Source organism: Rhodopseudomonas infernalis, from assembly GCF_022271405.1.
In the GTDB taxonomy this organism is placed as follows: Bacteria; Pseudomonadota; Alphaproteobacteria; order Rhizobiales; family Xanthobacteraceae; genus Rhodopseudomonas; species Rhodopseudomonas infernalis.
Map to the genome: position 1 here is coordinate 39310 of NZ_JAJNAL010000016.1, position 24713 is coordinate 64022.

The 24713-nt window shown below is 66.5% G+C and carries 23 protein-coding genes and 1 pseudogene; 10 read left to right on the forward strand and 14 right to left on the reverse strand.

The genetic code is table 11. The features are described from left to right. Window position 1: 1 nt before the first annotated feature. Genes LPW26_RS12830 through LPW26_RS12845 form a run of 4 tightly spaced genes read right to left on the reverse strand, consistent with a single transcriptional unit; the run spans window position 2 to window position 3732 of the window. Window positions 2–391 (reverse strand): RidA family protein, encoded by a 390-nt coding sequence (locus LPW26_RS12830; RefSeq protein ID WP_238735721.1) that lies wholly within the window; start codon window positions 389–391, stop codon window positions 2–4. A gap of 14 nt (window positions 392–405) precedes the next feature. Further along, complete coding sequence (locus tag LPW26_RS12835) at window positions 406–2028, reverse strand: acyl-CoA synthetase (RefSeq protein ID WP_238735723.1); 1623 nt, start codon at window positions 2026–2028, stop codon at window positions 406–408. After that, complete coding sequence (locus LPW26_RS12840; protein WP_238735725.1) at window positions 2018–2506, reverse strand: MaoC family dehydratase; 489 nt, start codon at window positions 2504–2506, stop codon at window positions 2018–2020. The genes LPW26_RS12835 and LPW26_RS12840 overlap by 11 nt, the downstream gene beginning before the upstream one ends. Further along, window positions 2503–3732 (reverse strand): ABC transporter substrate-binding protein, encoded by a 1230-nt coding sequence (locus LPW26_RS12845; protein WP_238735726.1) that lies wholly within the window; start codon window positions 3730–3732, stop codon window positions 2503–2505. Before LPW26_RS12845 ends, LPW26_RS12840 begins: the two co-directional genes overlap by 4 nt. 98 nt (window positions 3733–3830) lie before the next feature. Here LPW26_RS12845 and LPW26_RS12850 point away from each other — a divergent pair, with 98 nt between their 5' ends. After that, window positions 3831–4619: an IclR family transcriptional regulator gene (locus tag LPW26_RS12850; RefSeq protein ID WP_238735727.1), complete on the forward strand. Its 789-nt coding sequence runs from the start codon at window positions 3831–3833 to the stop codon at window positions 4617–4619. A 120-nt stretch (window positions 4620–4739) separates the two neighbouring features. Next, a pseudogene (locus LPW26_RS12855) lies at window positions 4740–4904 on the forward strand (sugar phosphate isomerase/epimerase); the annotation flags it as partial. A gap of 212 nt (window positions 4905–5116) precedes the next feature. Here LPW26_RS12855 and LPW26_RS12860 read toward each other — a convergent pair. Continuing rightward, window positions 5117–6133 carry an ABC transporter substrate-binding protein gene (locus LPW26_RS12860; RefSeq protein WP_238735729.1) on the reverse strand — a complete coding sequence of 339 codons (1017 nt, stop codon included), beginning with the start codon at window positions 6131–6133 and terminating at the stop codon, window positions 5117–5119. 107 nt (window positions 6134–6240) lie between these two features. Between LPW26_RS12860 and LPW26_RS12865 the strand changes: the two genes are divergently transcribed. The 6 genes from LPW26_RS12865 (at window position 6241) to LPW26_RS12890 (ending at window position 11461) form a co-directional block, all read left to right on the forward strand. Beyond that, the gene (locus LPW26_RS12865) at window positions 6241–6885 is read left to right on the forward strand and encodes a TetR/AcrR family transcriptional regulator (RefSeq protein WP_238735731.1); all 645 of its coding nucleotides are present in this window, start codon (window positions 6241–6243) and stop codon (window positions 6883–6885) included. 83 nt (window positions 6886–6968) lie between these two features. Further along, complete coding sequence (locus LPW26_RS12870; RefSeq protein ID WP_238735733.1) at window positions 6969–7739, forward strand: ABC transporter permease; 771 nt, start codon at window positions 6969–6971, stop codon at window positions 7737–7739. 17 nt (window positions 7740–7756) lie between these two features. Continuing rightward, complete coding sequence (locus tag LPW26_RS12875) at window positions 7757–8794, forward strand: NAD-dependent epimerase/dehydratase family protein (RefSeq protein WP_238735734.1); 1038 nt, start codon at window positions 7757–7759, stop codon at window positions 8792–8794. Further along, window positions 8781–9605 (forward strand): GNAT family N-acetyltransferase, encoded by an 825-nt coding sequence (locus tag LPW26_RS12880; protein ID WP_238735735.1) that lies wholly within the window; start codon window positions 8781–8783, stop codon window positions 9603–9605. The genes LPW26_RS12875 and LPW26_RS12880 overlap by 14 nt, the downstream gene beginning before the upstream one ends. Before the next feature lie 9 nt (window positions 9606–9614). Next, window positions 9615–10670: a dihydrodipicolinate synthase family protein gene (locus LPW26_RS12885; protein ID WP_238735736.1), complete on the forward strand. Its 1056-nt coding sequence runs from the start codon at window positions 9615–9617 to the stop codon at window positions 10668–10670. Then, window positions 10658–11461, forward strand: a complete 804-nt coding sequence (locus LPW26_RS12890) for an ABC transporter ATP-binding protein (protein ID WP_238735816.1) — start codon at window positions 10658–10660, stop codon at window positions 11459–11461. Before LPW26_RS12885 ends, LPW26_RS12890 begins: the two co-directional genes overlap by 13 nt. Before the next feature lie 17 nt (window positions 11462–11478). Here LPW26_RS12890 and LPW26_RS12895 read toward each other — a convergent pair whose 3' ends face one another. The 9 genes from LPW26_RS12895 to LPW26_RS12935 all read right to left on the reverse strand — a co-directional run bounded on the left by LPW26_RS12895 (window position 11479) and on the right by LPW26_RS12935 (window position 20285). Continuing rightward, entirely contained in the window at window positions 11479–11922 is a 444-nt protein-coding gene (locus LPW26_RS12895) for a MarR family winged helix-turn-helix transcriptional regulator (RefSeq protein ID WP_238735737.1), read from the reverse strand. A gap of 36 nt (window positions 11923–11958) precedes the next feature. Continuing rightward, entirely contained in the window at window positions 11959–12663 is a 705-nt protein-coding gene (locus tag LPW26_RS12900; RefSeq protein ID WP_238735738.1) for an ABC transporter ATP-binding protein, read from the reverse strand. Continuing rightward, entirely contained in the window at window positions 12660–13442 is a 783-nt protein-coding gene (locus tag LPW26_RS12905) for an ABC transporter ATP-binding protein (RefSeq protein WP_238735739.1), read from the reverse strand. Before LPW26_RS12905 ends, LPW26_RS12900 begins: the two co-directional genes overlap by 4 nt. Next, complete coding sequence (locus tag LPW26_RS12910; RefSeq protein ID WP_238735740.1) at window positions 13439–15331, reverse strand: ABC transporter permease; 1893 nt, start codon at window positions 15329–15331, stop codon at window positions 13439–13441. Before LPW26_RS12910 ends, LPW26_RS12905 begins: the two co-directional genes overlap by 4 nt. Window positions 15332–15423: 92 nt before the next feature. Beyond that, window positions 15424–16620 (reverse strand): ABC transporter substrate-binding protein, encoded by a 1197-nt coding sequence (locus LPW26_RS12915; RefSeq protein WP_238735741.1) that lies wholly within the window; start codon window positions 16618–16620, stop codon window positions 15424–15426. A gap of 94 nt (window positions 16621–16714) precedes the next feature. Further along, window positions 16715–17299, reverse strand: coding sequence for an amino acid synthesis family protein (locus LPW26_RS12920; protein ID WP_238735742.1), 585 nt, complete (start codon window positions 17297–17299; stop codon window positions 16715–16717). Beyond that, window positions 17296–17880, reverse strand: coding sequence for an amino acid synthesis family protein (locus tag LPW26_RS12925; protein WP_238735743.1), 585 nt, complete (start codon window positions 17878–17880; stop codon window positions 17296–17298). The genes LPW26_RS12920 and LPW26_RS12925 overlap by 4 nt, the downstream gene beginning before the upstream one ends. After that, window positions 17873–18787, reverse strand: coding sequence for a UPF0280 family protein (locus LPW26_RS12930; protein ID WP_238735744.1), 915 nt, complete (start codon window positions 18785–18787; stop codon window positions 17873–17875). The genes LPW26_RS12925 and LPW26_RS12930 overlap by 8 nt, the downstream gene beginning before the upstream one ends. A gap of 4 nt (window positions 18788–18791) precedes the next feature. Then, complete coding sequence (locus tag LPW26_RS12935) at window positions 18792–20285, reverse strand: 6-hydroxynicotinate reductase (RefSeq protein ID WP_238735745.1); 1494 nt, start codon at window positions 20283–20285, stop codon at window positions 18792–18794. A gap of 306 nt (window positions 20286–20591) precedes the next feature. Here LPW26_RS12935 and LPW26_RS12940 point away from each other — a divergent pair, with 306 nt between their 5' ends. Then, complete coding sequence (locus LPW26_RS12940) at window positions 20592–21092, forward strand: (2Fe-2S)-binding protein (protein WP_238735746.1); 501 nt, start codon at window positions 20592–20594, stop codon at window positions 21090–21092. A 14-nt stretch (window positions 21093–21106) separates the two neighbouring features. Continuing rightward, window positions 21107–24658 (forward strand): molybdopterin cofactor-binding domain-containing protein, encoded by a 3552-nt coding sequence (locus tag LPW26_RS12945; RefSeq protein WP_238735747.1) that lies wholly within the window; start codon window positions 21107–21109, stop codon window positions 24656–24658. The last annotated feature ends 55 nt before the right edge of the window (window positions 24659–24713 follow it).

A 24713-nucleotide genomic window follows, 5' to 3' on the forward strand; every position in this document is an offset into this window, starting at 1 on the left:
ATCAGAGTGCCGCGATGCCCTTGATTTCAATCAGCGCGTCCGGGCGGATCAGCCCGCTGACGACGACGCCGGTGGCGGCCGGCCAGGGCGGCCCCTTGAACAACTCGCGGCGCAGGTCGGCGGTCTTGTTGTAGTCCTCGAGCGACAGGAAGTAGTCGGTCGTCTCGATGATGTTGCTGAGGTCGCCGCCGACGCTCTTGAGGATGATCTCGAACTTCTCGAAAATCCGGCGGGTCTGGGCGACGATATCGCCGGGGCCGACGATCTTGCCCTTGTCGTCGGTCGCGGTGGTGCCCGACAGGAACACAAGGTTGCCGACGCGCACGGCAGGCGAGAACGTGAACCGCTCGGGCCAGTTGCTGTTCGGGATGATGGGTTGATAGCTCGACATAGGGGCTCCTGTCGTCAGCGTTGCCGCAAGGCGAAACGTTGGATCTTGCCGGTCTCGGTTTTCGGGAGCGCGGCGACGTATTCGAACAGCCGCGGATATTGATGCCGGCCGACGGTGGACTTGACGGCCGTCACCAGTTCGCCCGACAGCTCGTCGCTGCCGGTGAAGCCGGGGCGCAGCACCACGAAGGCCTTGACGATCTGGCCGCGCATCTCGTCGGGCGTGCCGACCACGGCGGCCTCGGCGACCGCGGGATGCTTGAGCAGCGCGCTCTCGACCTCGAACGGACCGATCCGATAGCCGGCGCTCTTGATCATGTCGTCGGCGCGGCCTTCGAACCAGAAGTAACCGTCGTCGTCGCGGCGGCCGAGATCGCCGGTCACGATCCAGCCGTTGCGCAGCAGGCCGCGGGTGGCGTCGGGATCGTTCCAGTATTCGAGCCAGTAGCGGCAATCCGGATTGGCCTGCTTGGCGATCAGTCCGGTCTCGCCGGCGGCCAGCTCGCGGCCGTCGTCATCCACAATCGCCATCCGATAACCCGGCGCCGGCAGGCCCATCGAGCCCGGCTTCACCGCCATCGCGATGGCGTTGTGGTTGCCGATCGGCAGCGCATATTCGGTGGCGCCGAAATGGTCCATCGGCGTCAGCCCCCAGATCCGCTGAAAGGATTCGACGACTTTGGAGTTGAGCGGCTCGCCGCAGCTCGAGATCGCATGCAGCCGGATATGCCGGGCTTTCAGCTCGGCCTCGTCCATCACCAGCACGCCGCGGAGCAGGGTGGGCGTGGTCGCCAGATTGGTGACGCCGTAGCGCTCGAGAATCGACAGAAACACCTCGGGCGTCGGATTGGACTCCACCGTCACCACGGTGCCGCCGATGGCCAGCGCGCCGAGATAGCAGACGAAGCCGTAGCCCCAGCCTGGATCGCCGGTCGGCCACAGCACATCGTCCGGCAGCAGGTCGAGGCCGTAGCTGATGTAAGGCGAGATCGCCGCCAGAAAGTTCACCGCGATCGCGCCGCCCTTCGGCTGGCCGGTCGAGCCCGACGTGTAGATCAGCGCCGCCGCATCGTCGCGGCCGCGCATCACTGACGTGAATGACGCCGGATGCTGCGCCAGTTCGGGTGCCAAATCGATCCAGCCCGTGCGCAAGACGTGGCCCGGCTGTGTCACGCACAGCACGATCGCCGTGGTCTCGGCCGGCACCTGCGCGGCGACGGCCGCGTGAGTCACCAGCACCTTGGCGCCGCAATGGTCGAGGCGAAACTTGACGGCGTCGGGCCCGAAGCCGGTGAACACCGGCACATAGATCGCGCCGACCTTCAACGCGCCGAGGATCGCGATCACCACGTCGGGACCGCGCGGCATCAGGCCGGCGACCCGGTCGCCAGGGACGACGCCGAGTTTCTGCAGCAGATTGGCGAAGCGGTTGCTGACTTCCGACAACTCGCGATAGCCGAAGCGGCGCTCGTGACCGGCGGCATCGACGGCGATCAGCGCGACGCGTTCGCTGTCGATGTGGCGATCGACAATGGAGTGGCCGAGCGACACCGGCCCGTTTTCGCTCCAGCCGAGCGCTGCACGAACCTTGCCCCAATCGAAGTCTGCGACGGCGTCCTGATAGGTCTCAGACGGCATCGGACATTCCTTTGGCGCCGGCTTTGCACAGCAGCAGATAGCGATGGTGACCGCTCAGCACGGTGTCGCCGGCGCTGTTGAGCAGGTCGACGTCGAACTGCACTACGGCCGAGTTGCCGCCAGCCTTCGGTTCGATCGACGAGACCGTGAAGCGGCTGGTCAGCACGTCGCCGACGAACACCGGCTTGAGAAACCTGGCGTCCTGGCCGAGGAACGCGACCATACAATCGGCGAAACGGCGCGACATCGCGGTGGCGCCGAACGCCGTCATCGCCATCAGCAGCAGGCCGTGCGCGAGCCGCTTACCGAACCGCGTCTTCGCCGCATAGGCGTCGTCATAGTGAATCGGATGGTGATCGCCGGTGAGGTCGGCGAACGCCTTGAAGGTGGCGTCGCCGATCTCGCGCGGCTCGCCGCCGAAGCTCTGACCGACGGTCAGATCATCGGCGAACAGTTGCGTATTCGAGTCCTGGCTCACTTGGCAGTCTCACCCTCTGCGCGCACCACCAGCGGCAGCAGCTTGCGGCTGAGGTCGGACTGGATCTCGACGATCTTGGCGGCCTGATTGCCCTCGCGCTCGGTGGGGCTGAACGTCGTCGGCAGCGTCAGCTCGGTCTCGAAGCCCTTCAGCGACTCCAGCGCCTTGATGAAGCCGGCCTGGGTGGGGGCAGCTTCGGTGCGCTTCAAGCCTTCGATGAACACCTGCGCGCCGCCATAGCCGAGCACGTCGCCGAGATCCGGCCGGCCCTGGCGGGCGAGATCGGGGAAACGCTTTTCGAATGCGGCGCGGAATTTCACAGCGGCAGGATCGTCGCCTTCCGGCAGCACCTTGAGGGTGACGATGTTCTGCGTGCCGGCGGCGGCTTCGCCGACGATCTCCGGATACTTGCGGCTGCCGGCCGAGTTGGCGCCCATCACCGTGGCTTTGAGCCCTAGCTGCTTGGCCTGGCGGGTGATGATCGCCGACGGATTGGGATAGCCGTACACGATCAGCACGTCCGGCGCCGCCTGATTGATACGCGACAGCTGCGCGGTGAAGTCGGTGTCGGCGATGTTGAAGTTCTCGTCGGCCACCAGCCCGATCTTGCGTTCGGTCAGCCGCGCGCTGACGCTCTCGCCGCCGCGTTTGCCGTATTCGTCCGACTGCCGGATCAGCGCGATCTTCTTGGCCTTGAGATGGTCGACGACGTAGTTGGCGATCGCCGTGCCTTGCTGCCGGTCGTTCATCGGCCCGGTGCGAAACACCACGGGGATCGGCGGTTCGGTGACGGCGGGCGTGGAGAACACCGAGATGAAAGTCGGCGTCTTCGACTGCTTGAAGGTCGGCACCAGCGCCTGGCCGACGGCGCTGGCGGCGGGGCCGAACACGGCGAACACCTGCTCCTGATCGATCAGCTTCTTGTAGGCGGCGATGCCCTTGGGCGGCGAGGACTCGTCGTCGAGCGACACCCACTCGATCTTGCGGCCATTGATGCCGCCGGCAGCATTCGCCTCTTCGAATGCCATTGTGGCGCCCGCCAGATTGCCGGTGCCGAACACGGCGAGCGGGCCGGTGAGGCTACCGAGCACGCCGATCTTGATCGACTTCTCCGCGACGCCGGGCTCCGCGGCCTGGACCGGGCCGGCGATGGCCAGCAGCGCAAGGCTGCAGGCGGCAAAGACAGCGCTCTTCAGGACGCGGCGGCGGTTGCTGGTGACGTTCATCAACTCCTCCATATTTCCGAATATCGGAAAGAAATCTTGATTATCGAAAAGGCTATGTGTAGGAAATTTCAAAGTCAATGCGACAAGGCAGGCAACAAATGACCAAAACTTCGGCAGAGTCGGCGGACAACTCGCCATTGGAGCGCTACTTCAAAGTGCTCGAAGCGGTTGCGATTGCCGGCGATGGCGCCAGCGTCACGGAGATCGCGGCGAACTGTAACTTGCCGCTCGGCAGCGCCCATCGGCTGTTGCAGAACCTGCTACGCACCGGGCTGCTCACCAACAAGGATGGCCGCCGCAAGGACTATCAACTCGGCGAACGGCTGCTGCGGCTGCTTCACGCCGGCACCGACTCGGCGCGGCTGGCGATCGCGGTGCAGCCGATCCTCGATCAGCTCGCCAATCAGTTCGATGAAACCTGTTATCTCGCCCGTTTGGTCGGCCATCAGGTCGTGTCAGTGGCGTGGGCGGCGCCGAACGGCGGGCTGCGCGGCCACGTCGTGCCCGGCCACATCCTCGCGCCGCACGTTGCTGCATCGGCCAAGGCGATTCTGGCGTTTCAATCGGATGCGCTGCTCGATCGGATCCTGTCGGAGCCGCTGCCAAAGCTGACGCCGGATACCAAGGTGGCGCGCGACGATGTCGAACGAGACTACGCGCAGGTCCGCGATCATCAGTTCGCGACGTGCTGGAACGAGATGGAGGTCGGCTTCGGCGCCATCGCGGTGCCGATCCCGATCCCGGATATCGGCGTCATCTACAGCGTCGGCACGGCGGGCTTCACCGAGAGGCTGGGCCGGAGGCCGGTCGCCGACTTCGTCGACCAACTTCAGAAAGCCGTCGAGCCGCTCGCCCGCGCGCTGCGCGAGCCGTCGGCGCCGAGATAACGCGACATGCGGTCGGCATTTGTCCTGAGACGCCGGCCGGCGCGACTCGCGTCTGGTCGTTCTGGGACGCGGGCATCGACGCCGCGATGGACGTCGCGGTCGACATCGTCAACCGCAATCATGATGGGCGACGGCGTCATCGATATCCGCGCCGTCCGCGCCGCCGTCGAGGCGGAAGGCTTCGCCGGCTACTCCGAGATCGAAATCTTCTCCGAGGATTGGTGGGGACGCTCGATGGACGAGGTGCTGACGACGTGTATCGAACGGCACCGCAGCGTGGTGTGAGACACGACCTGACCTATCCCCAGGGCGCTGCCTAACCTCTCCCCGCGCGCGGGCAGAGGTCGGATTGCGCAGCAATCCGGGTGAGGGGGCGTCTCCGCGAAGCCGAGAGTCAGAGACGCGCGTCGCCCCTCACCCCAACCCTCTCCCCGCAAGAGCGGGGCGAGGGAGCTCGCTGTGCTTGGGGCGAGGTGAACGTGCCGCCGCCTCGCGGCTTACTTCTTCACCGTGACCTTGCTGGCGTCCATCTTGATCGAAGGGTCCAGCATCTTGGTCGAGAATGAGGTTTCGACTTCGAACGGTTTCTCCATGCCCAGATAGGTCTGGACCAGCTCGTAGTCCTTCTTCATCCGTTCGCCGTCGATCCAGCCGAGCGCCTTGGTGGTGGTGAATTCGTCGGTCATCAGGTACTTGATGCGTTCCCACTGGCGCTGCTGATTTTCCTTGTCGAGGCCCGAGGCGCTGTCGAGCAGCGCCTTCAGGCAGGGGTCGACGTTTTCAACGCAGGCGGCGAACGCCTTCTGGCTGACGGTGACAAAGTCGTGCACCACCTTCGGGCTCTTGGCCAGATAGGCGCCGTTGACGATCAGCGAATTGCCGTAGGGGTTGAGGCCGATGTCCTTCCAGTTGACGTAGCCTAGGTCGTCGCCGAACTCGATCACCTTGCGGTCGTGCTCGTTGTAGAAATCGCTGATGATGTCGACGCTGTGGCCCTTGAGCGCCGCGACCTTGGCGGTCGGACCGACATTGACGAAGTTCACGGAGTCGGCGGCGATGCCGGCCGCCTTGGCGAAGGCCGGCCACATCACCCGCGACGCGTCGCCGGGCGGATTGCCGATCTTGTGGTTCGGGAAATCCTTCGGGCCGTTCACGCCGTAGCTCTTCAGCCAGTAGAACGTCTGTCCGGTGTTGGCGTAGATGCTCATCAGCGCCACGACGTCGGCGCCCTTGCTCTTGGCCACCAGCATGGTGCCGAGATCGGCGATGCCGAACGCCGAGCCGCCGGAGCCGACCTTGAGGGACGACACGCCGGAGCCCTTGCCGGACTCGATGGTGAGGTCGATGCCGGCCTTCTCGTACCAGCCCTGGGCCTTGGCGTAGTAGAACGGCGAGTGGTCGGCGGTCGGGGTCCAGTTCAGGATCAGATTCACCGCCTCCGCGGCCCCAGCCGGCAGCGATGGGCTCGACAGCGCCAGCGCCACACCCGCCGCGGCGATACGGAAGTACTTCATCGAAGAGCTCTCCTGTTGTCGCGAGGCGTCGGTCGCTCGCACGCTTGCAATTCCGGCCCCCGCCATGCAACAGATCGGCATCCGAATTGTCAACCATCTGGTTGAAAATGAGCAAAGCCAAGACCGACGAGACCAAGCAGCGCCGCGACCCGGCGGCGACCCGGCTGAAGCTGCTGACCGCGGCGCGCCACGAATTCGCGGCGCGCGGCCTCGCCGGCGCGCGGGTCGACGAGATCGCGGCCCGCGCCGGCGTCAACAAGCAGTTGGTCTATCACTATTTCGGCGACAAGGACGCGCTGTATCTCGGCGTGCTCGAGTGGGTCTATGAGGAGCTGCGCAGCCACGAGCGTAGCCTGAAGCTCGACGGCCTGGCGCCGGAGCGGGCGATCCGCAAGCTGATCGAATTCTCGTTCGATCATCTCGCCGGCCACCCGGATTTCATCGTGCTGCTCAACGACGAGAACCGCGGCGGGGCCCGGCATGTTCGCGGCTCCGGACGGCTCGAAGCGATGCATTCGCCACTGGTCAGCCTGGTGTCGAAGATCCTCAAAGAGGGGATAGCGCAAGGCGTGTTCCGCAAGGGCGTCAATCCGGTGCAGCTCTACATTTCGATCGCCGGGCTCAGCTATTTCTATTTCTCCAACAATCCGACGCTGTCGGCGATCTTCGGTCGCGACCTCAACACGTCCCGCGAACGCGCGGCGCGCCGGCGCCACGTGGTCGATCTGGTGCTCCGCTCGCTGCGTCCGTGAATTCTGTAATCAACCAGATGGTTGAAACATAGCTCGGCCCGGTCTAGGTTGTGGCTACGTCAACCCGGGTTCCAGGAAATTTCGTGACTGAAGCAGGACGCCAATCTGTGCGGTCGGCCGCGATCATCGTGCTGGTGCACGCCGCCGTGATCGTGCTGTGGCAGGTGCTGGTCGACGTGTTCCAGGTGCCGAAATTCGTGCTGCCGTCGCCGCTCGACACCATCAGGACGCTGGGATCGTCGCAATATGCCTGGTTCTCCAACTCGCTGGTCACCTCCGCGGAGATCCTCGGCGGCTTCGCGCTGGGCTCGATCGTCGGTGTCGCGATGGCGGTGGTGTTCACCTGGTCGCCGCTGGTCAGCGCGATCCTGCTGCCGCTGTTCGTCACGCTCAACATGATCCCCAAGGTGGCGCTCGGGCCGCTGATCATCGTCTGGTTTTCCTACGGCATCGTGCCGAACATCCTGATCGCCTTCAGCATCTGCTTCTTCCCGATCCTGCTGACGACGGCGCGCGGTCTGCGCGAAGTCGAACCGGATCTGCTCGATCTCGTCAAATCGCTGCGCGGCTCGCGCTGGACGCTGTTCCGCAAGATCCAGCTGCCGGGTTCGCTGCCTTACGTTTTCTCCGGCATGAAGGTCGGCGCCATTCTGGCCGTGGCCGGCGCGATCGTCGGCGAATTCATCGCCTCGGAGCGGGGGCTCGGCTATCTGATGATCCAGGTGCAATCCGCGCTGGATACGCCAGCGATGCTGATGGCGGTGGTGCTGCTCACGCTGCTCGGCGTGGTGCTGTACGGCCTCGTGCTGCTGCTCGAACGCCTCGTCGTGGTGCGCGACGTCAGGCTGCACTAATCAATCAAGGATCCATGATGCTGCTCAGCCGCGACACTCTGCCCAAGACGATCCCCGACATTGCCGCGCTCGACGACCTGTTGTGCCGGCCGACCCAGGCGCTGATCGACGATCTCGCCAAGGTCGACGGCGATCTGATGGTGCTCGGCGTTGCCGGCAAGATGGGGCCGACGCTGGCCGGGCTCGCGAAGGCCGCGTCGCCGAACCGGCGCGTCATCGGCGTCGCGCGGTTCAGCGATCCGGACTCCAAGGCCGCGCTGGAAGCCCGCGGGGTCGAGACGATCGCCTGTGATCTGCTCGACGAGGCGGAGATCGCCAAGCTGCCGAAGTCGCCCAACGTGGTGTTCATGGCAGGCCGCAAGTTCGGCGCCGAGGGCGATCTGGCGCTGACCTGGGCGATGAATTCCCATGTCCCGGCGCTGATCGCGCAGGCGTTCCGGCAGTCGCGGATCGTGGCGTTCTCGACCGGCTGTGTCTATCCGTTCGTGCCGGTGGACAGCGGCGGCTCGACGGAGTCGATGCCGCCGAACCCGCCCGGCGAATACGCCCAGTCCTGCGTCGGCCGCGAGCGGATGTTCGAGTATTTCTCGGACAAGTACCAGACGCCCGGCCGGCTGTTCCGGCTCAACTACGCCATCGATATGCGCTACGGCGTGCTCTACGATATCGCCAGCAAGGTCTGGCAGGGCAAGCCGATCGACGTCGGCATCGGTCACGTCAATTTCCTCTGGCAGGGCGATGCCTCGGCGCAGGCGCTGCGCTGCCTGGCGCATTGCACGACGCCGACCACGCCGATCAATGTCAGCGGTCACGAGACGCTGCTGGTGCGCGATCTCGCCGCCAAGTTCGGCAAGCTGTTCGGCCGCGATCCGGTGATCGTCGGCGAGGAGCAGCCGACCGCATGGTTGACCGACACCTCGCTGGCCGTGAAGCTGTTCGGCCACGCCGTGGTCGATACCGATCAGCTGGTGGCCTGGACCGCCGATTGGGTCGCGCGTGAAATGCCGAATATCGGCAAGCCGACCAAATACGAGGTGCGCGATGGCCGTTACTGAGGCCGACACCGTCGTCCGGCTCGGCGATAGCGATGCCGCCGCCGGCCTGGTGTTGTCCACCGAAACGCATTGGAACCAGACCGAGGCCGACTGGCGGTTCTTCGTCCGCCGCGGGCTGACCTTCGGCGTGCGCGAGGACGGCGAGCTCGTGGCGACCGCGGCGCTTCTGCCGCACAATGCGACCGACGCGTGGATCAGCATGGTGCTGGTGACGCAGCGCTGCCGCCGGCGCGGGCTGGCGACGCGGCTGGTCGACCGCTGCGTCGCCGAGGCGGACAGGCTGAAGCTGACGACATGGCTCGACGCGACGCCGGCCGGCGCGACGGTGTACGAGCCGCTTGGATTTTCGGGCGTGCTGGAGCTGCGCCGGCTGCGGCTGACTCAACGCCCGCCGCTCGCGGAAGCCGCAGCGCTCGGCGCGGGCAAGCTGTCCGACATGATCGCACATGATCGCGGAGCGCTGGGCTTCGATCGCACCGCGTTGCTCACCGAACTCAGCGCACGCGACGGTTCGCGGCTGCTCGAACTGAACGGCGCCATCTCACTGGTCCGGGACGGCCGCGTCGCGCGGCACATCGGGCCGCTGTACGCGCCGGACCTGTCGTCCGCGCTGACGCTGATCGATGTCATCGTCGCCAGCGAGACGGGGCCGGTCTTGCTCGATGCCGTCGCCGGATCCTCGGGCTTTGTCGACGCGCTGCAGCAGCGCGGCTGGGCGGTCGAACGGCCGTTTCTGCGGATGCGCCACGGCGCCGGGACGACGGCGCCCGGCGAACTGCCATTCGCCGTTGCCGGCCCGGAATACGGTTAGGACCACGCCATGCACCACAGCGACATGAACTCCGACGTCCGCCGCCTGATCGCGGACGGCACCGTCATTCCGGCGCATCCGCTGGCGCTCGATGCCGGGCGCAAGCTCGACCGGCGTCATCAGCGCGCACTGACCCGCTACTACATCGACGCCGGCGCCGGTGGCCTCGCGGTCGGCGTCCACACCACGCAGTTCGCAATCCGCGAAACCGGACTGTACAGACCGGTGCTGGAATCGGCGGCCGAGACCGCCGCGGCGTGGACGAAGCGTCCGCTCGTCCTGGTCGCGGGTCTGGCCGGGCCCACGCAGCAGGCCGTGCAGGAGGCGCAGACCGCGCGGGCGATCGGCTACCACGCCGGGCTGCTCAGCCTCGCGGCGATGAAGTCATCGTCCGAGGCGGAGATCCTGGACCACTGCCGCGCCGTCGCGCAGGAGATCCCGCTGGTCGGCTTCTATCTGCAGCCGGCGGTCGGCGGTCTGGCGCTCAGCTCGAACTTTTGGCGCGAGTTCGCGTCGATCGAGAATGTCGTCGCCATCAAGGTCGCGCCGTTCAATCGCTATCGGACGCTCGACGTGCTGCGCGGCGTCGCCGCCGCAGGCGCGCTCGATCGGGTCGCGCTCTACACCGGCAACGACGACCACATCCTGCTCGACCTGATGCTGCCGTTCGATCTGCGCGACCAGGGCGTCACCACCCGCGCTTACTTCAAGGGCGGCTTGCTGGGCCACTGGTCGGTGTGGACGCAGGCGGCGATCAAGCAGTTCGAGGCCTGCAAGGCCGCGCGCGGCAAGGACAGCCTGCCGGCGGATCTGCTCGCGCTCGATGCCCGGGTCACCGATTGCAACAGCGCGTTCTTCGACGTCGCCAACGATTTCCACGGCTGTATCGCCGGCTGCCACGAAGTGCTGCGGCGGCAGGGGCTGCTGCAGGGCATCTGGTGCCTCGATCCGAACGAAGGGCTCAGCGAAGGCCAAGCCGCGCAGATCGACCGCGTCTGCCGCGAGCATGTCGACCTCAGCGACGACGCTTTCGTGGCCGCCAATCTGGAGCGCTGGCTGGCATGACCGACGCGGCGCCGTTCATCAGCCTGCGCAATGTCCGCAAGGTGTATCGCAGCGGCGGCAACGAGTTTCTTGCCGTGTCGGACGTCACGATGGACGTGCAGGAAGGTGAACTGGTGGCGCTGGTCGGCCCGTCCGGCTGCGGCAAGACCACCGTGCTGAAGATCCTCGCCGGCCTGCACGGCGCCGATGGCGGCACAGTCAGCATCGGCAATGCGACGACGCCGTTCGATCCGGCGCGCGACGTCGGCATGGTGTTCCAGCAGGCGCTGCTGCTGAAATGGCGCAACATCCTGGAGAACGTCTTGCTGCCGGCGGAGATCGTCGGCCTGCCGATGAAGGCGGCGCGGTCGCGCGCGCGCGATCTGCTGGCGCTGGTCGGCCTTGCCGGCTACGAGGACAAGTATCCGCAGCAGCTCTCCGGCGGCATGCAGCAGCGCGCCGCGATCGCACGCGCCTTCGTGCATGATCCCAAGCTGATCCTGATGGACGAGCCGTTCGGCGCGCTCGACGCGCTGACGCGAGAGCAGATGAACCTGGAAATGCTGCGGATCTGGCGCGAGAGCGCCAAGACCATCCTGTTCGTCACCCACAGCATCCAGGAAGCCGTGTTCCTCGGCTCGCATTGCGCGGTGCTGACGGCGCGTCCCGCCCGGATGGCCGAGTACTTCCCGATCGACCTGCCGATGCCGCGCGATCTGGCGATCAAGACCGACGATGCGTTCGGCGCCTATGTGCGGCGGATCTATGCCGGCCTCGGCATGGCCGGGCCGGGCGCCGCGGCGCGGGAATAGCAGGGCTGCGCCGGCGCTTACTTCAGCCGCTCGAGCAGCGCCAGAAATTGCGCCCGTTCGTCTTTCGCCAGCGGCGACAGAGTTTCTTTGGTGACCTCGTGGGCGATCGGGATCGATCGCTCGGTCAGGGCCTTGCCTTCCGGCGTCAACGATACGACCAGGCGGCGGCCGTCTTCCGGATCGGAGCCGGTCTCGACCAGCCCGCGCTTCACCAGTCGCTCCACCACGCCCTTGATGGTCGCTGCGTCCATCGCGGTGGCGCGGCCGAGCAGATTTTGCGAGCACGGGCCTTTCTCGAACAGCTTCGCCAGCGCCGCCCATTGGGTCATCGTCAGATCTTCGCCCATGCGGCTGACGAAAATCGTCGCATGACGCTGCAGCACCTGGCGCAGCGTGAAGCCGACCTGTGCGTCCAGCAGATAGGACGTTGCGCTTTTGGCCTTGCGGCGCGGCTTGTCCAACACTTTGCTCTTACCCGAACCTGAAGCCAATTTGCGTCACACCGCCAAATAAGCGTCGCGAATTTCCGGATGCGCCTCGAGTTCGTCGATGGTGCCGGAAAAACGAATCCGCCCCTTCTCGATGATATAGGCGCGGTCGCAGATCAGCTTGGCGAAATGCAGATTCTGCTCCGAGATGATGATGCCCAGCCCCTCGCGCTTCATCGCCAAAATGGCGTCGGCCATCTGCTCGACGATCTTCGGCGCGAGCCCTTCGGACGGCTCGTCGAGCAGCACCAGCGACGGGTTGCCCATCAGCGTGCGGCCGATGCTGAGCATCTGCTGCTCGCCGCCGCTCATGTCGCCGCCGAGCCGCTTGCGCATCTCGCCGAGATTGGGAAACAGCTTGTAGATCCGCTCAGGCGTCCATTCGGCGACGCCGGGGCGTGGCTTCTGCTTGCCGACCTCGAAGTTCTCCTCGACCGTCAGCTCGGTGAAGATGCGCCGGTCTTCCGGCACGTAGCCGAGGCCGCGGCGCACGATTTCGTAGGACGGCAGCCGCGAGATGTCCTCGCCTTCGAACGTCACCTTGCCGCTGCGCCGCTGCACCAGCCCGACCACCGAGCGGAAGCTGGTGCTTTTGCCGGCGCCGTTGCGGCCCAGCATCGCAACGACTTCACCTTCGCCGACCGCGAAGCCGACGTCGAACAGGATATGCGCCGGGCCGTAGTGACTGTTGAGGTCGGAGACTTCGAGCTTCATGACAGCGCCTCCGCGCGGTGCTTGGCATCGTAGAGCAGGCCGTCGCCGAGATAGATCGCCTGCACCTGCCGGTCCTGGCGGACCTGCTGCGGAGTGCCGCGCGCGATCAGCTGTCCGCGGTTCAGCACCATCACCTCGTCGGCGTGTTCAAACACCACGTCCATGTCGTGCTCGGTGAACAGCACGCCGATGTTCTTGGCCCGCGCAATGCCGGCGGTGAGCCGCATCAGCTCGACGCGCTCCTTCGGCGCCATGCCGGCGGTCGGCTCGTCCATCAGCAGCAGCCGCGGCTGGTTGGCGAGCGCGATCGCCAGTTCGAGCCGCTTGAGGTCGCCATAAGCCAGCTCGCCGCACGGCCGCTCGACCTGTTCGCTCATGCCGACCAGCGCCAGCAATTCATCGGCCTCGGCCCGGTGCCGCGCGCCGGCGTAGCCGATCATGGACCACAGCCGGTGATGAAACGACAGCAGCGCCACCTGCACGTTCTCGCGCACCGTCATCGACGCGAAGGTCGCGGTGATCTGGAAGGTACGGCCGACGCCGCGTCGCCACACCGTGCGCGGCGGCAGCCCGACCACTTCCTCACCCGCAAGCCTGATCGAGCCGGCATCGGGAGGGATCTGGCCATTGAGCATGTTGAAGCACGTGCTCTTGCCTGCGCCGTTCGGGCCGATCAGCGCCAGGATCTCGCCGGCGTTGACAGTAAAACTGACGTCGCGCACCGCGTGGACGCCCGCATAGGACTTCACCAGCCCTTTGACATCGAGCAGCACGGTCATTCCGCAGCCTCCATCTTGGCGACGGCCAGCGCATCGGGCTTGCCGTTCTTCGGCCTCGGCCCGCGGTGGCGCCAATCGTCGATGAAGCCGACGATGCCCTTCGGCGCAGCGACGACGAGCAGCACGATGATCGCGCCGAGCACCAGCTTGGACCAGTCGGTCTGGCTCATCAGCCAGATCGCCAGCGCCTTGTAGACGATGGCGCCGATCACCGCGCCCGACACCGTCTCGATGCCGCCGAGTAGCACCATCACCAGGCCGTCGACCGAGATGGGGATGGCCAGCGATTCCGGAAACACCGAGCCCTTGAGGAAAGCGAACAGCGCGCCGGCGACGCCCGCGAAGGTGCCGGCGACGATCAGCGCGACCCACTGCGTGGACTTGCGGTCGATGCCGATCGCGTCGGCACGCAGCGTGTTGTCGCGCGTGGCGCGCAGGCCGAAGCCGTAAGGCGAGAACACCAGCATGCGCAGCAGCGCAACGCCGACGACCGCGACGCCGAGCGTCAGCCAGAAGAAGCCTTGCGGGCTCGACGCCCAGGCCGACGGCCAGATGCCGAGGATGCCGTTGTCGCCGCCGGTGACTTCGACCCACTGGAACGCCACCGACCAGATGATCTGCGCGAACGCCAGCGTCAGCATCGCGAAGTACACGCCCGACAGCCGCACGCAGAACCAGCCGGCCACGACCGCGCCGAGCAGCCCGAACACCGGCCCGACCAACAATGCCAGCTCCATCGGTGCGCCGAGGAATTTCACCGCGAACGCCGCACCATAAGCGCCGAGGCCGAAATAGGCGGCGTGGCCGAACGAGGCGAGACCGCCGACCGTCATCATGAAATGCAGGCTGGCGGCGAACAGCACGAACACCAGGATCTCGGCGCCGACGCTGAGCAGATAGTTGCCGGCGAACAGCGGCAGCAGCGCCGCGATCACGATCACCGCCGCGACGCCGGCGCGCTCCAGCATCGACATCGGCTTCCACGGCCGGAACGAGATGCCGGTGCTGGAGCGGACGCCGCGCTCCGCCTTGCCGAGCAACCCATAGGGCCGCACTACGAGCACCACCGCCATCACCAGGAACACCGCGATCAGCGAGATTTTCGGCAGCACCAAAATGCCGAGCGCGTTGAGCTCGGACACCAGCACCGCCGCGATGAACGCGCCGGTGACCGAGCCGAGCCCGCCGATCACCACCACGACGAACACCTCGACGATGATCGACAGGTCCATGTAGTGCGTCACCGTGGTGCGCGGGATCTGCAGCGCGCCGCCGAGTGCGGCGAGGAACACGCCGAGCGCGAACACGCTGGTAAACAGCCATTTCTGATTGACGCCGAGGCAGGCGACCATGTCGCGGTCCTGCGTCGCGGCGCGCACCAGCACGCCCCAGCGGGTGCGGTGGAATAGCAGCCACAAAGCGCCGAGCACCGCCGGGCCGAGCAAGATCAGCAGCAGATCGTAGGTCGGCACCAGCCGGCCGAACAGGCTGAAGGCGCCGGTGAAGCCGGGGGCGCGCGGGCCCATCAGATCGTCGGCGCCCCAGATCAGCACCACGAGATCCTGCACCATCAGCGTCACGCCGAAGGTGGCGAGCAGCTGGAATAGCTCCGGCGCCTGATAGATCCGGCGCAGCAGCACCATCTCCATCAGCGCGCCGAGCACCGCGACGATCAGGCTCGCCACCAGCAGGCCGCCCCAGAACCCGAGTGGGCCGCTGAAGCGGTCGGTCAGGGTGAACGCCATATAGGCGCCCAGCATGTAGAACGCGCCGTGCGCGAAGTTCACGATACGGGTGACGCCGAAGATGATCGACAGCCCCGACGCCACCAGGAACAGCGACGCCGCGCTGGCGAGACCACTGAGAGCCTGGACCAAGATCAGTTCCACGGCGGCGCCTTTCGTTCGGGTTGGGGTCGTCGGAGCTTTGGGAAGAAGCCGCCGCTGAGATCAGCGGCGGCGATGGTCGAAAGAAAGTCGGCTCAGTTCGCCGGACGAAGCTTGGCGGCTTCGGCCTCGGGCGGCAGATAGTCCGCGCCCTTCTTGAACTTGATGTCGGTCATGATGCCTTTGCCGTCCTTCTGGGTGGTCTTGCCGACGAAGGCGCCCATCGTCGACTGATGATCACCGGCGCGGTACACGACAGGACCGAACGGGGTGTCGACCTTGAGGTTCTTCATTGCCTTCATCAGGCTCTCGGTCGACGTATCGTCGGCGGCGGTCAGCACCGCGGCGATGCTTTTGACGGTCGAATAGCCGACCACCGAGCCGAGCCGCGGATAGTCCTTGTTCGCCGCCTGATAGGCATCGAGGAAGGCTTTGTGCTCCGGGGTGTCGATCGCGTACCAGGGATAGCCGGTGACGATCCAGCCTTCCGGCGTCTCGGTCTTCAGCGGATCGAGATATTCCGGCTCGCCCGTGAGGTAGGACACCACGACGCGGTCTTTGAACACGCCGCGGGTATTGCCCTCACGCACCAGCTTCACCAGGTCGCCGGCGAAGGTGGCGTTGAGGATCGCGTCGGGCTTGGCAGCGTCGATCGCCTGCAGCACCGGGCCGGCGTCGATCTTGTTCAGCGGCGGCCACTGCTCGGCGACGAATTCGACGTCGGGCCGCTTCTTGCTGAGGATTTCCTTGAAGGCGGCGACGAAGGACTGGCCGAATTCATAGTTCGGCGCGATCGTCGCCCACTTCTTGGCCGGCAGCTTGGCGGCTTCCTCCGCCAGCATCGAGGCCTGCATGTAGTTCGAGGTGCGCAGCCGGTAGGTGTAGTCGTTGCCCTTCGACCAGACGATCGCGTCGGTCAGCGGCTCGGCGGCGATGTACAGCACCTTCTTCTGCTTGGCAAAATCCGACAGCGCCAGGCCGATATTGGAGAGGAAGCCGCCGGCGATCATCACTACGCCGTCGCGCGACACGAGTTCGTTGGCGGCGGTCAGCGCGTCGCCCGGCTTGCCGCCGTCGTCCTTGGTGATGACGACCAGCTTCTTGCCCTTGATGCCGCCGGCATCGTTGATCTGCTTGAGCGCCAGCTCCATGCCCTTGCGATACGGCTCGGTGAAGCCGGGCAAAGCGGAGTAGGAGTTGATCTCGCCCACCTTGATTTCGCCCTGCTGGGCGTGCGCCGCTCCGGACGCCAACAACAATGCGGCCAGTGCCAGTCGTGCTACCTGCTTCATACGCTCTTGCCCTCTTGTGAAAGAAACTCAGCCAGTTTTCTTCTCCAACGTCTTCGAGCGAGCCGATTGTCAGTTCGTTCGAAAACGCCGTCTTTCAGCGTAGCCCATCCTCACCCTTGATTTCGGCGGTGGTCAAACCGCCGACCCGTGGCAGCGGGCGGCCGGAATCGGTCACCGCCACCGCCACCACGATTTCGCCCGCGCGCGGCGCATCGCCGACGCTCACCTGCATGCCGTCGAAATGGCTGCGCACGAAGGCGGCGTCCTTGTGGCCGAGCGGAATGTCGAGTTCGGCGCCGAGGCCGCCGCGACGTTTCGACGACGGGATCAGCGCCGCGCCCTTGCCCAGCACCTTGCGCACCGGCGCGCCCATCTTGGGATGCAGCAGCGCGGCGGCGTGTTCGAGTTCGCCGTTCTCACCGACCAGCGCGGCCTTGCCGTAGCTCTCGGCCTTGCTGCCCTCGATGCCGAGCGCCGCCACGGCCTTCTCGGTCAGCAGCCCGCCGAGCTCCTCGCCGATCGCGATCAGCTCGGACAGATCCTCGACATAGCGACCGGCGAACGGATTTTCGATCACCGCGATCGCCGCGGCGCGGCGGGTGGCCGGGGCGACCGGCCGGCCCATCTCGGTCAGCGTTTCTTCGACGACGACAACGATCTTGCGGATTTTTGCGCTCATCGCAGACCGTCCTCGCCCTTGATGTCCGCCGCTGCGAGTCCGCCGACGCGGGCGTGCACGCGCGGGCCGCTGCTCATCACCAGCACCAGTGCGATTTCATTGGCCTTGGGGGCGTCGGTGACGCCGACTTCCATCGCGTCGAAATGGCTGCGCACGTAGGAGGCGTTGACGTGGGTGATCGGCACGTCGAGCCGCGTGCCCGGGCCGCCGACCTTCTTGGTCGACGGCACGATGGCCTTGGCGTCGCCGAGGATCTCGCGCATCGCGTAGCCGCCGGGCACGTGCCACAGCGCGCCGTGCTCGAGCTCACCATTGGCGCCGACGATCGCGCCCTTGCCGTAGCCGTCGATCGCCTTGGCGTCGCCGCCGAGCGCCTGCAGCAGCTCGCCCGCCAGCGCGACGCCGAGCGGCGTGAGGTCGTCCATGAAGCCTGAGATCTCCGGCACGTAGCGGCCGGCGAACGGGTTCTCGATCACCGCGATGATCGCGCCGCGCCGCCGCGGCGTCGCCGCCACCGGGCCACCTTCGTGGAAGACTTCCTCGGTGATCAGCACTTTCTTCCGGACTTTGACCTCAGGCATTGGTTCGCTCTTGTTGTGGGTGCGAGGAAAGGAAGGCGGCATCGCCGACACTGACGGTTTCGCCCTGCAAATGCAGCGCCGCGGCGCAGATCAATCCACGCGACATCAGGTCGCGCGCGACCGCAAGGCCGGCAGACAGCGACTGTGCGCGCTCGGCGTCGGATAGCATCGGGACCTCGCGCGTGACGCGGCGATCGCCGAGATCGTTGTCGGGCTGGATGTCGCAAGCTCGCCGGCGGATCACGCCGCGATGATCCGGTAGGTCGACGGCGTTGGCAACAACGGTCGCGGCCGCATCCGCCATCGCGGCGGTCGGCGCCAGAATCGTCACCGCGTCGGCGATGCCGAGCGAGAAGCTGCGCCCGCGCCAGCCGCTGGTGGCGACGCCGCGCACCGGACTGTCTGCAGTGATTGCGGCCGAGCCGATCAGCCGCGGCTGGTCGGGGCGGTCGACCAGTCCGACCGTGTAGCTCGCGCCCTGCGCCAGATGCAGCGCGATATCGCCGCCATTGTTGACGTAGGCGCGGGTGATGCCGGGGCAGAGCAGCGCCTTCAGTATCTCATCCGCCACCGCGCCTGCGACCGCCGCCATCGGCGTGATGAACATCGGATCGGCGAACGGCGCCACCGCCGCGGCCATGCGCTGCGCGACTGGATGAACCAGCGTCGGCGCGTTGCCGCCAGCCGGCGCACGCAGCGCCGAGAGTTCGGCGCACAGCGCGTCGAGCAGCCCGGTGAAGCGTCGCACCGCGGCGTCATAAGCGTAGCGCACGGCTTCGGCCTCGCCGGTCGCCTCGATGATCAGGTCGATCGGGCCGTCCTGGAGATGCAAACGGCGGCCATCGGCCAGCAGCGCCGCCTGGATGGGCCGTCCTCGAACCGGCGAGATGGGTTGCGGGGCGGCCATGCGATCAGCCGAAGTAACGTTTGACGGAGTTGGGCGCGAGCGGCCACGGATTGTCGGCATGCGGCGCGACCGGGCGGCGGCCGTCGTCGAGCGTGATCGACGACACCGGGCGAACCTCCGCCATGTGGCCGCCGAGTTCCTGATAGTCCGATAGCCGCAGCGTGAATTCGATCGGCGCCACCAGCGCCGGCGTCGGCACATAGCCGAAGGCGTTCTCCGGCATCTTGGTGACGTCCACCATGATGGTGATGCCGCCGCCGGGATAGACATAGACCGGTGCGCCGCCGCAGGTCACATAAGTCAGCGCGTCCTTCACCGAGTTGGTCAGGCGGACCGGATTCTCCGTCACACCGGCTCGCAGCGAGCCGCCGGCGCCAGCCATGAACAGCACGGTCGACAGCGCCGGCTCGCAATTGTCCTTGACCCGCTGCGACAGCGCGGCGAGTTCCGCCGGCATTTCCTTTTCACGCGGCGTCAGCTCGTCGTCGAGTTCGAAGTAAGCGGCATGTTCGCCGGTGGTGGAGATGAAATACAGCCGCAGCCCGGGCCAGGCGACCTTGCGATCGAACGGGCCGAGGATCGACAGCGGATCGGAGATATTGGTGCCGCCCCAGCCGGTGCCCGGCTCGGCGACCTGGAAGTAACGACCCGGCGTCGAGCGCCGCCCCTTGATCTTGATGCCGGTGTCGGCAATGCCCAGAACCTTGCCGGCCTGATGTTCGGATAACACGCCGGTAATGTGATCGTCGACCACGACGACGTCATCGACCAGGCCGAGCCACTGCTTGGCGAACATGCCGATCGTCGCCGAGCCGCAGCCGACGCGCATGCGCTCTTCCTTGATGCCGTTGACGATCGGCGCCTGGCCGGCCTGCACCATCACGGTCGAGCCGCCGTCGATCGTCAGCTCGACCGGCTTGCCGTTGCACAGATCGAGCAGCGCTTCGCAGGTGATGCGGCCTTCCTTCTTGCTGCCGCCGGTGAGGTGATGCACGCCGCCGAGCGACAGCATCTGTGAGCCGTATTCCGATGTCGTGACGTGGCCGACTGCTTCGCCGCCGGCGCGCACCGTCGCCTGTTCGGGGCCGAGGAAGCGGTCGGTGTCGATCTTCACTTTGACGCCGCAGTAACTGAAAATGCCCTCGGTGACGACCGTCACCATGTCGACGCCGTTGACTTCGGACGACACGATGAACGGCGCGGGCTTGTAGTCCGGATAGGTGGTGCCGGCGCCGATCGCGGTGACGAAGGTGTCGGGCGACGCAATCAGCTTGCCGTCCCACGAGCCATCGCGATGGAACGGCACTACCGCGGCGCCATGCGCCAGCGCGCGGTCGAGCACGACATGCGGATCGACGCGGACCAGCTCGCCGTTGTCGTTGGCGTAGCGGTCGCAGGCGCCGCTGGCGCCGGGCTTGATGTAGCACATCACCGGACACGCATCGCAGCGGATCTTGTCGTCGCTCGGCGTCTGCGCCTCGGGAATGCTGTCACTCATGGGACTGCTGGCTCCAGGCCGTCGGCTCTTGGTGATCCGGCGCTGCCTTCATTTCATATGTATACTAATGAAAAGCGAGGGCTGCTTCGAAGTCAAGCATAAGGAATGGGCAGCACATGCACAAACATTGTCGCAGCGCACACCATGCTTGACGAATTTCATTCGTGTAGAAACAATCATGGCATCAGTAGGCGAGACAGGCGGGAGCGCCGGAATGCCCTATAGTAGTCAGAGCGCGCCGTTGTTTGTTGCGATGCACGCTGATTGCCGTGCGCGTCACGACGTCCTGTTCGCGAGGCGGTGCCGATGAATTCGGGCGGCCCGGTGAGTCTCACGGTCAACGGAACCGAGCATTCCTTCGACCTGCCGCGCGACACCAAGCTGATCTATGTGCTGCGCAACGATCTCGGCCTCAACGGACCGAAGTTCGGTTGTGGCCTCGGCGAGTGCGGCGCCTGCACGGTGCTGATCGACGGCGTTCCGGCGCGGTCTTGCGTCGTGACGCTGAAGACCGCGGAGGGCCGATCCGTTACGACGCTCGAGGGGCTTGGGACACAGGATGCGCTGCACCCGGTGCAGGCGGCGTTCATCGAGGCGCAGGCGGCGCAATGCGGCTATTGCCTCAACGGCATGATCATGACGGCGACGGCGCTGCTCGCGCGTAACCCGACGCCGAGCATCGACGAAGTGCGCGAGGCGCTGCGCTACAATCTGTGCCGCTGCGGCACGCATGTGGAAATCGTCCGCGCCGTGCTGGTCGCGGCGGGGGCTGCTACGGATGCCGCTGTGGCGCAGGCGGCCCTGTGATGAGTGAGCGCCCGATGACCGAGCCGACGCCCGACACCGCGGAGTTGCTGGCGGGTGCCGGCACGTTGGCGGTGCTGCGGCCCTCGCAACACGTCAAGGGATTAGTCCCGACCGAGCCGCCGCCCGAGGGCGCGCTCGATCTGTTTCTCTATCTCGACGCCGCCGGCCAGGTGTTGGCTTTCAGCGGCCATGTCGATCTCGGCACCGGCATCCGCACGGCCCTGGCGCAGATCGTCGCCGAAGAACTCGACGTGCCGTTTGGGTCCGTCACCATGGTGCTCGGCCACACCTCCGGCACGCCCAACCAGGGCGCCACCATCGCCAGCGACAGCATTCAGGTCAGTGCCGTGCCGCTGCGCAAGGCCGCGGCGCAGGCGCGGCATCATCTGGTGGCGCTCGCCGCGCAGGAGCTGGAGCTTGCGGCCGACCAACTCACCGTTACCGACGGCATCGTGCATCCGCGCGATGCGTCCAATCGTGGCGTGTCCTACGCGTCGCTGCTGCAAGGCCGCAGCGAGCGGTTGATGCTGGCGGACGATGTCGCGGTCAAGCCGGTGAGCGAGCATCGCATCGTCGGCCACCGCGTCGCGCGCTCGGATATTCCGGCGAAGGCGACCGGCGACTTCGTCTATGTGCACGACGTCCGCGTGCCCGGCATGCTGCATGGCCGCGTCGTGCGGCCGCCTTATGCGGGCATCGACGCCGGCGACTTCATCGGCAACAGCCTGCTCGGCGTCAACGAAGCCTCGATCGCGCATATTCCCGGCGTGGTCGCGGTCGTCACGATGGGGGATTTCGTCGGTGTGGTTGCCGAGCGCGAGGAGCAGGCTGCCGAGGCCGCGCGCGTCCTTGACGTCAAGTGGAAGCCACCGCCACCGCTGCCGAAGCTCGACGATCTCGCCACCGCGCTACGCGCCAATCCCGCGACGACGCGCACGCTGCTCGACAAGGGCGATGTCGAGGCCGCGCGTAGTTCCGCGACCGTGCCGATGGATCGCACCTACGTCTGGCCGTATCAGATGCACGGCTCGATCGGGCCGTCCTGTGGCGTCGCCGATGTAAGTGATGGTTTTGCGCGGATCTGGTCGGGCACGCAGAACCCGTATCCGCTGCGGCTGGATATTTCGATCCTGCTCGGCATTCCGGAGGCAGATGTCGAGATCCTGCGCTTCGAAGCCGCCGGCTGCTATGGCCGTAACTGTGCCGACGATGTCTGCGCCGACGCCGCGCTGCTGTCCCGCGCGGTCGGGCGGCCGGTGCGCGTGCAGCTGACGCGCGAGCAGGAGCATGCCTGGGAGCCGAAGGGCGCCGCGCAACTGATGGAAATTTCCGGCGGCCTGACCGCCGACGGCAGCCCGGCCGCCTATGACTTCGCCACACGCTATCCATCCAACGCCGCCGTGACGCTGGCGCTACTTCTCACGGGGCGGGTGCCGGCGAACAATCCGGTGTTCGAGATGGGCGATCGCACCGCGATCCCGCCTTACGCCTACGATAACATCCGCGTGCGCGTGCACGACATGGCGCCGATCGTCCGCGCGGCCTGGCTCCGCGGCGTCTCGGCGCTGCCGAATTCATTCGCGCATGAAAGCTACATCGATGAGTTGGCGGCTGCGGCCGGTGTCGATCCGCTGGACTATCGGCTGCGCTATCTGCACGATCCGCGCGCCGTCGATCTGGTCAAGGAAGTCGCCGCGCGAGCTAACTGGGCGCACCGCACCGGACCGCGCCGCGAGATCGTCGAAGGCGACGTCGTGCGCGGGCAGGGGCTCGCCTACGCGCTCTACGTCCACTCCAAGTTTCCCGGCTACGGCGCCGCTTGGTCGGCCTGGGTCGCCGATGTCGAAGTGAATACCAGGACCGGCGACGTCGCGGTGAAGCGCGTCGTGGTCGGTCAGGATTCCGGACTGATGATCAACCCGGCCGGGATCGAGCATCAGATCCACGGCAACGTCATCCAGTCGACCAGCCGCGCGCTGAAGGAGAGCGTCAGCTTCACCGACACTGCGGTCGCCGACAAGGAGTGGGGCGCGTACCCGATCATCACCTTCCCCGAGGTGCCGGTGATCGACGTCGTGCTGATGCCGCGGCCGAACGATCCGCCGCTCGGCAGCGGCGAGTCGGCCTCGGTGCCCTCCGCGGCGGCGATCGCCAACGCGATTTTTGACGCCACTGGGGTGCGGCTGCGCGAGCCGCCGTTCACGCCGGACCGCGTCCGCGCTGCCTTAGGTTTGCCTCAACCCCCGCAGCCCGTTCCGCCGCCGGTAAAGAAGCGCTCTTGGTTCGCAATGGCGGGCGCCGCCTTGGTCGGTGCGCTCGGCATGGCGGCGATCGCGCTGCCGATCCGCGGCGCCATCGCCCCGATCGCGCCGCCCGATCCGTCGACGTTCTCGTCCGACATGATCGCGCGCGGCCGACAACTCGCCGCGCTCGGCGGCTGCGCGACCTGTCACACCGTGCCCGGCGGGATTACAAATGCCGGCGGCCGCGCGATGGAAACGCCGTTCGGCACCGTGTACGCAACCAATCTGACGCCCGATCCCGAGACCGGCATCGGCCATTGGTCTTACGCGGCGTTCGAGCGGGCGATGCGCGAGGGCATCGCCCGCGACGGCAGCCACCTCTATCCGGCGTTTCCCTACGCGTCGTTCACCCGCAGCAGCGACACCGATTTGCAGGCGCTGTACGCTTTTCTGATGTCGCAGGCGCCGGTGAAGGTCGCGACGCCCGCGGCTAAGTTGTCGTTTCCATTCAATATTCGCCCGCTGATGGCGGGTTGGAACTTGCTGTTTCTGCGGCCTGGACCGATGCAGGCCGATCCGGCCCGGCCCGCTCAATGGAATCGCGGCGCCTATCTGGTCGAGAGCCTCGGCCATTGCGGCGCCTGTCATACCCCGCGCAACGCGCTCGGTGCCGAGAAGGCCAAGACCGACTATCTGGCCGGCGGCGCCGTCGATGGCTGGCACGCGCCGGCGCTCACGGCCCTTTCGCGCGCACCGATCCCGTGGACCGAAGCCGAGCTGTTCGCCTATCTGCGCAGCGGCTTCTCGCGCTTTCACGGCACCGCGGCGGGCCCGATGGCAGCGGTGGTCGAGCAACTCGCACCGCTGCCCGATGCAGATATCCGCGCGATGGCGACCTATCTGGCGTCGTTTGCGCCGACGGCCGAGCCCGACCCGGTGCAACGTGCCGCGGCGCTGCAGACCGAGGCAGCGTCCGCGCTGCGCCCGCTGGATACGCTGGGCGGCCGGCTCTACGAAGGCGCCTGTGCGTCCTGCCACGCCGAAACCGGCCCGACGCTGTTCGGCGTCCGCCCGGCGCTGGCGCTCAACACGAATGTCCACGCAATGGAACCGGACAATCTGATTAGGGTCATTCTAGACGGAATACCTAGTCCCGCAGCTGCCGAACTGGGCGATATGCCCGGGTTCCGCCACAGTTTCGACGATAACCAGATCGCGGCGCTGGTCACTTATCTGCGCGCCTCCTTCGCTCCGCAGGCGCCCGCCTGGGGCGGCGTTGAACAAGCGGTGTCGCGCCTGCGCGCCCACCAAGGCTCTCACTGATCGTCGTCTTTCCCTTCAGGTTGCCCGATAAATCGGCGCGCTATGCCTGAAATGT

What these genes read in the sequence shown, in the direction of transcription:
- LPW26_RS12935 (WP_238735745.1), bottom strand. Translation starts at nt 20,285, where the DNA reads ATGAGTGACAGCATTCCCGAGGCGCAGACGCCGAGCGACGACAAGATC.
- LPW26_RS12915 (WP_238735741.1), bottom strand. Translation starts at nt 16,620, where the DNA reads ATGAAGCAGGTAGCACGACTGGCACTGGCCGCATTGTTGTTGGCGTCC.
- LPW26_RS12860 (WP_238735729.1), bottom strand. Translation starts at nt 6,133, where the DNA reads ATGAAGTACTTCCGTATCGCCGCGGCGGGTGTGGCGCTGGCGCTGTCG.
- LPW26_RS12885 (WP_238735736.1), top strand. Translation starts at nt 9,615, where the DNA reads ATGCACCACAGCGACATGAACTCCGACGTCCGCCGCCTGATCGCGGAC.
- LPW26_RS12930 (WP_238735744.1), bottom strand. Translation starts at nt 18,787, where the DNA reads ATGGCCGCCCCGCAACCCATCTCGCCGGTTCGAGGACGGCCCATCCAG.
- LPW26_RS12925 (WP_238735743.1), bottom strand. Translation starts at nt 17,880, where the DNA reads ATGCCTGAGGTCAAAGTCCGGAAGAAAGTGCTGATCACCGAGGAAGTC.
- LPW26_RS12875 (WP_238735734.1), top strand. Translation starts at nt 7,757, where the DNA reads ATGCTGCTCAGCCGCGACACTCTGCCCAAGACGATCCCCGACATTGCC.
- LPW26_RS12920 (WP_238735742.1), bottom strand. Translation starts at nt 17,299, where the DNA reads ATGAGCGCAAAAATCCGCAAGATCGTTGTCGTCGTCGAAGAAACGCTG.
- LPW26_RS12900 (WP_238735738.1), bottom strand. Translation starts at nt 12,663, where the DNA reads ATGAAGCTCGAAGTCTCCGACCTCAACAGTCACTACGGCCCGGCGCAT.
- LPW26_RS12945 (WP_238735747.1), top strand. Translation starts at nt 21,107, where the DNA reads ATGACCGAGCCGACGCCCGACACCGCGGAGTTGCTGGCGGGTGCCGGC.
- LPW26_RS12850 (WP_238735727.1), top strand. Translation starts at nt 3,831, where the DNA reads ATGACCAAAACTTCGGCAGAGTCGGCGGACAACTCGCCATTGGAGCGC.
- LPW26_RS12940 (WP_238735746.1), top strand. Translation starts at nt 20,592, where the DNA reads ATGAATTCGGGCGGCCCGGTGAGTCTCACGGTCAACGGAACCGAGCAT.
- LPW26_RS12845 (WP_238735726.1), bottom strand. Translation starts at nt 3,732, where the DNA reads ATGAACGTCACCAGCAACCGCCGCCGCGTCCTGAAGAGCGCTGTCTTT.
- LPW26_RS12865 (WP_238735731.1), top strand. Translation starts at nt 6,241, where the DNA reads ATGAGCAAAGCCAAGACCGACGAGACCAAGCAGCGCCGCGACCCGGCG.
- LPW26_RS12830 (WP_238735721.1), bottom strand. Translation starts at nt 391, where the DNA reads ATGTCGAGCTATCAACCCATCATCCCGAACAGCAACTGGCCCGAGCGG.
- LPW26_RS12835 (WP_238735723.1), bottom strand. Translation starts at nt 2,028, where the DNA reads ATGCCGTCTGAGACCTATCAGGACGCCGTCGCAGACTTCGATTGGGGC.
- LPW26_RS12905 (WP_238735739.1), bottom strand. Translation starts at nt 13,442, where the DNA reads ATGACCGTGCTGCTCGATGTCAAAGGGCTGGTGAAGTCCTATGCGGGC.
- LPW26_RS12880 (WP_238735735.1), top strand. Translation starts at nt 8,781, where the DNA reads ATGGCCGTTACTGAGGCCGACACCGTCGTCCGGCTCGGCGATAGCGAT.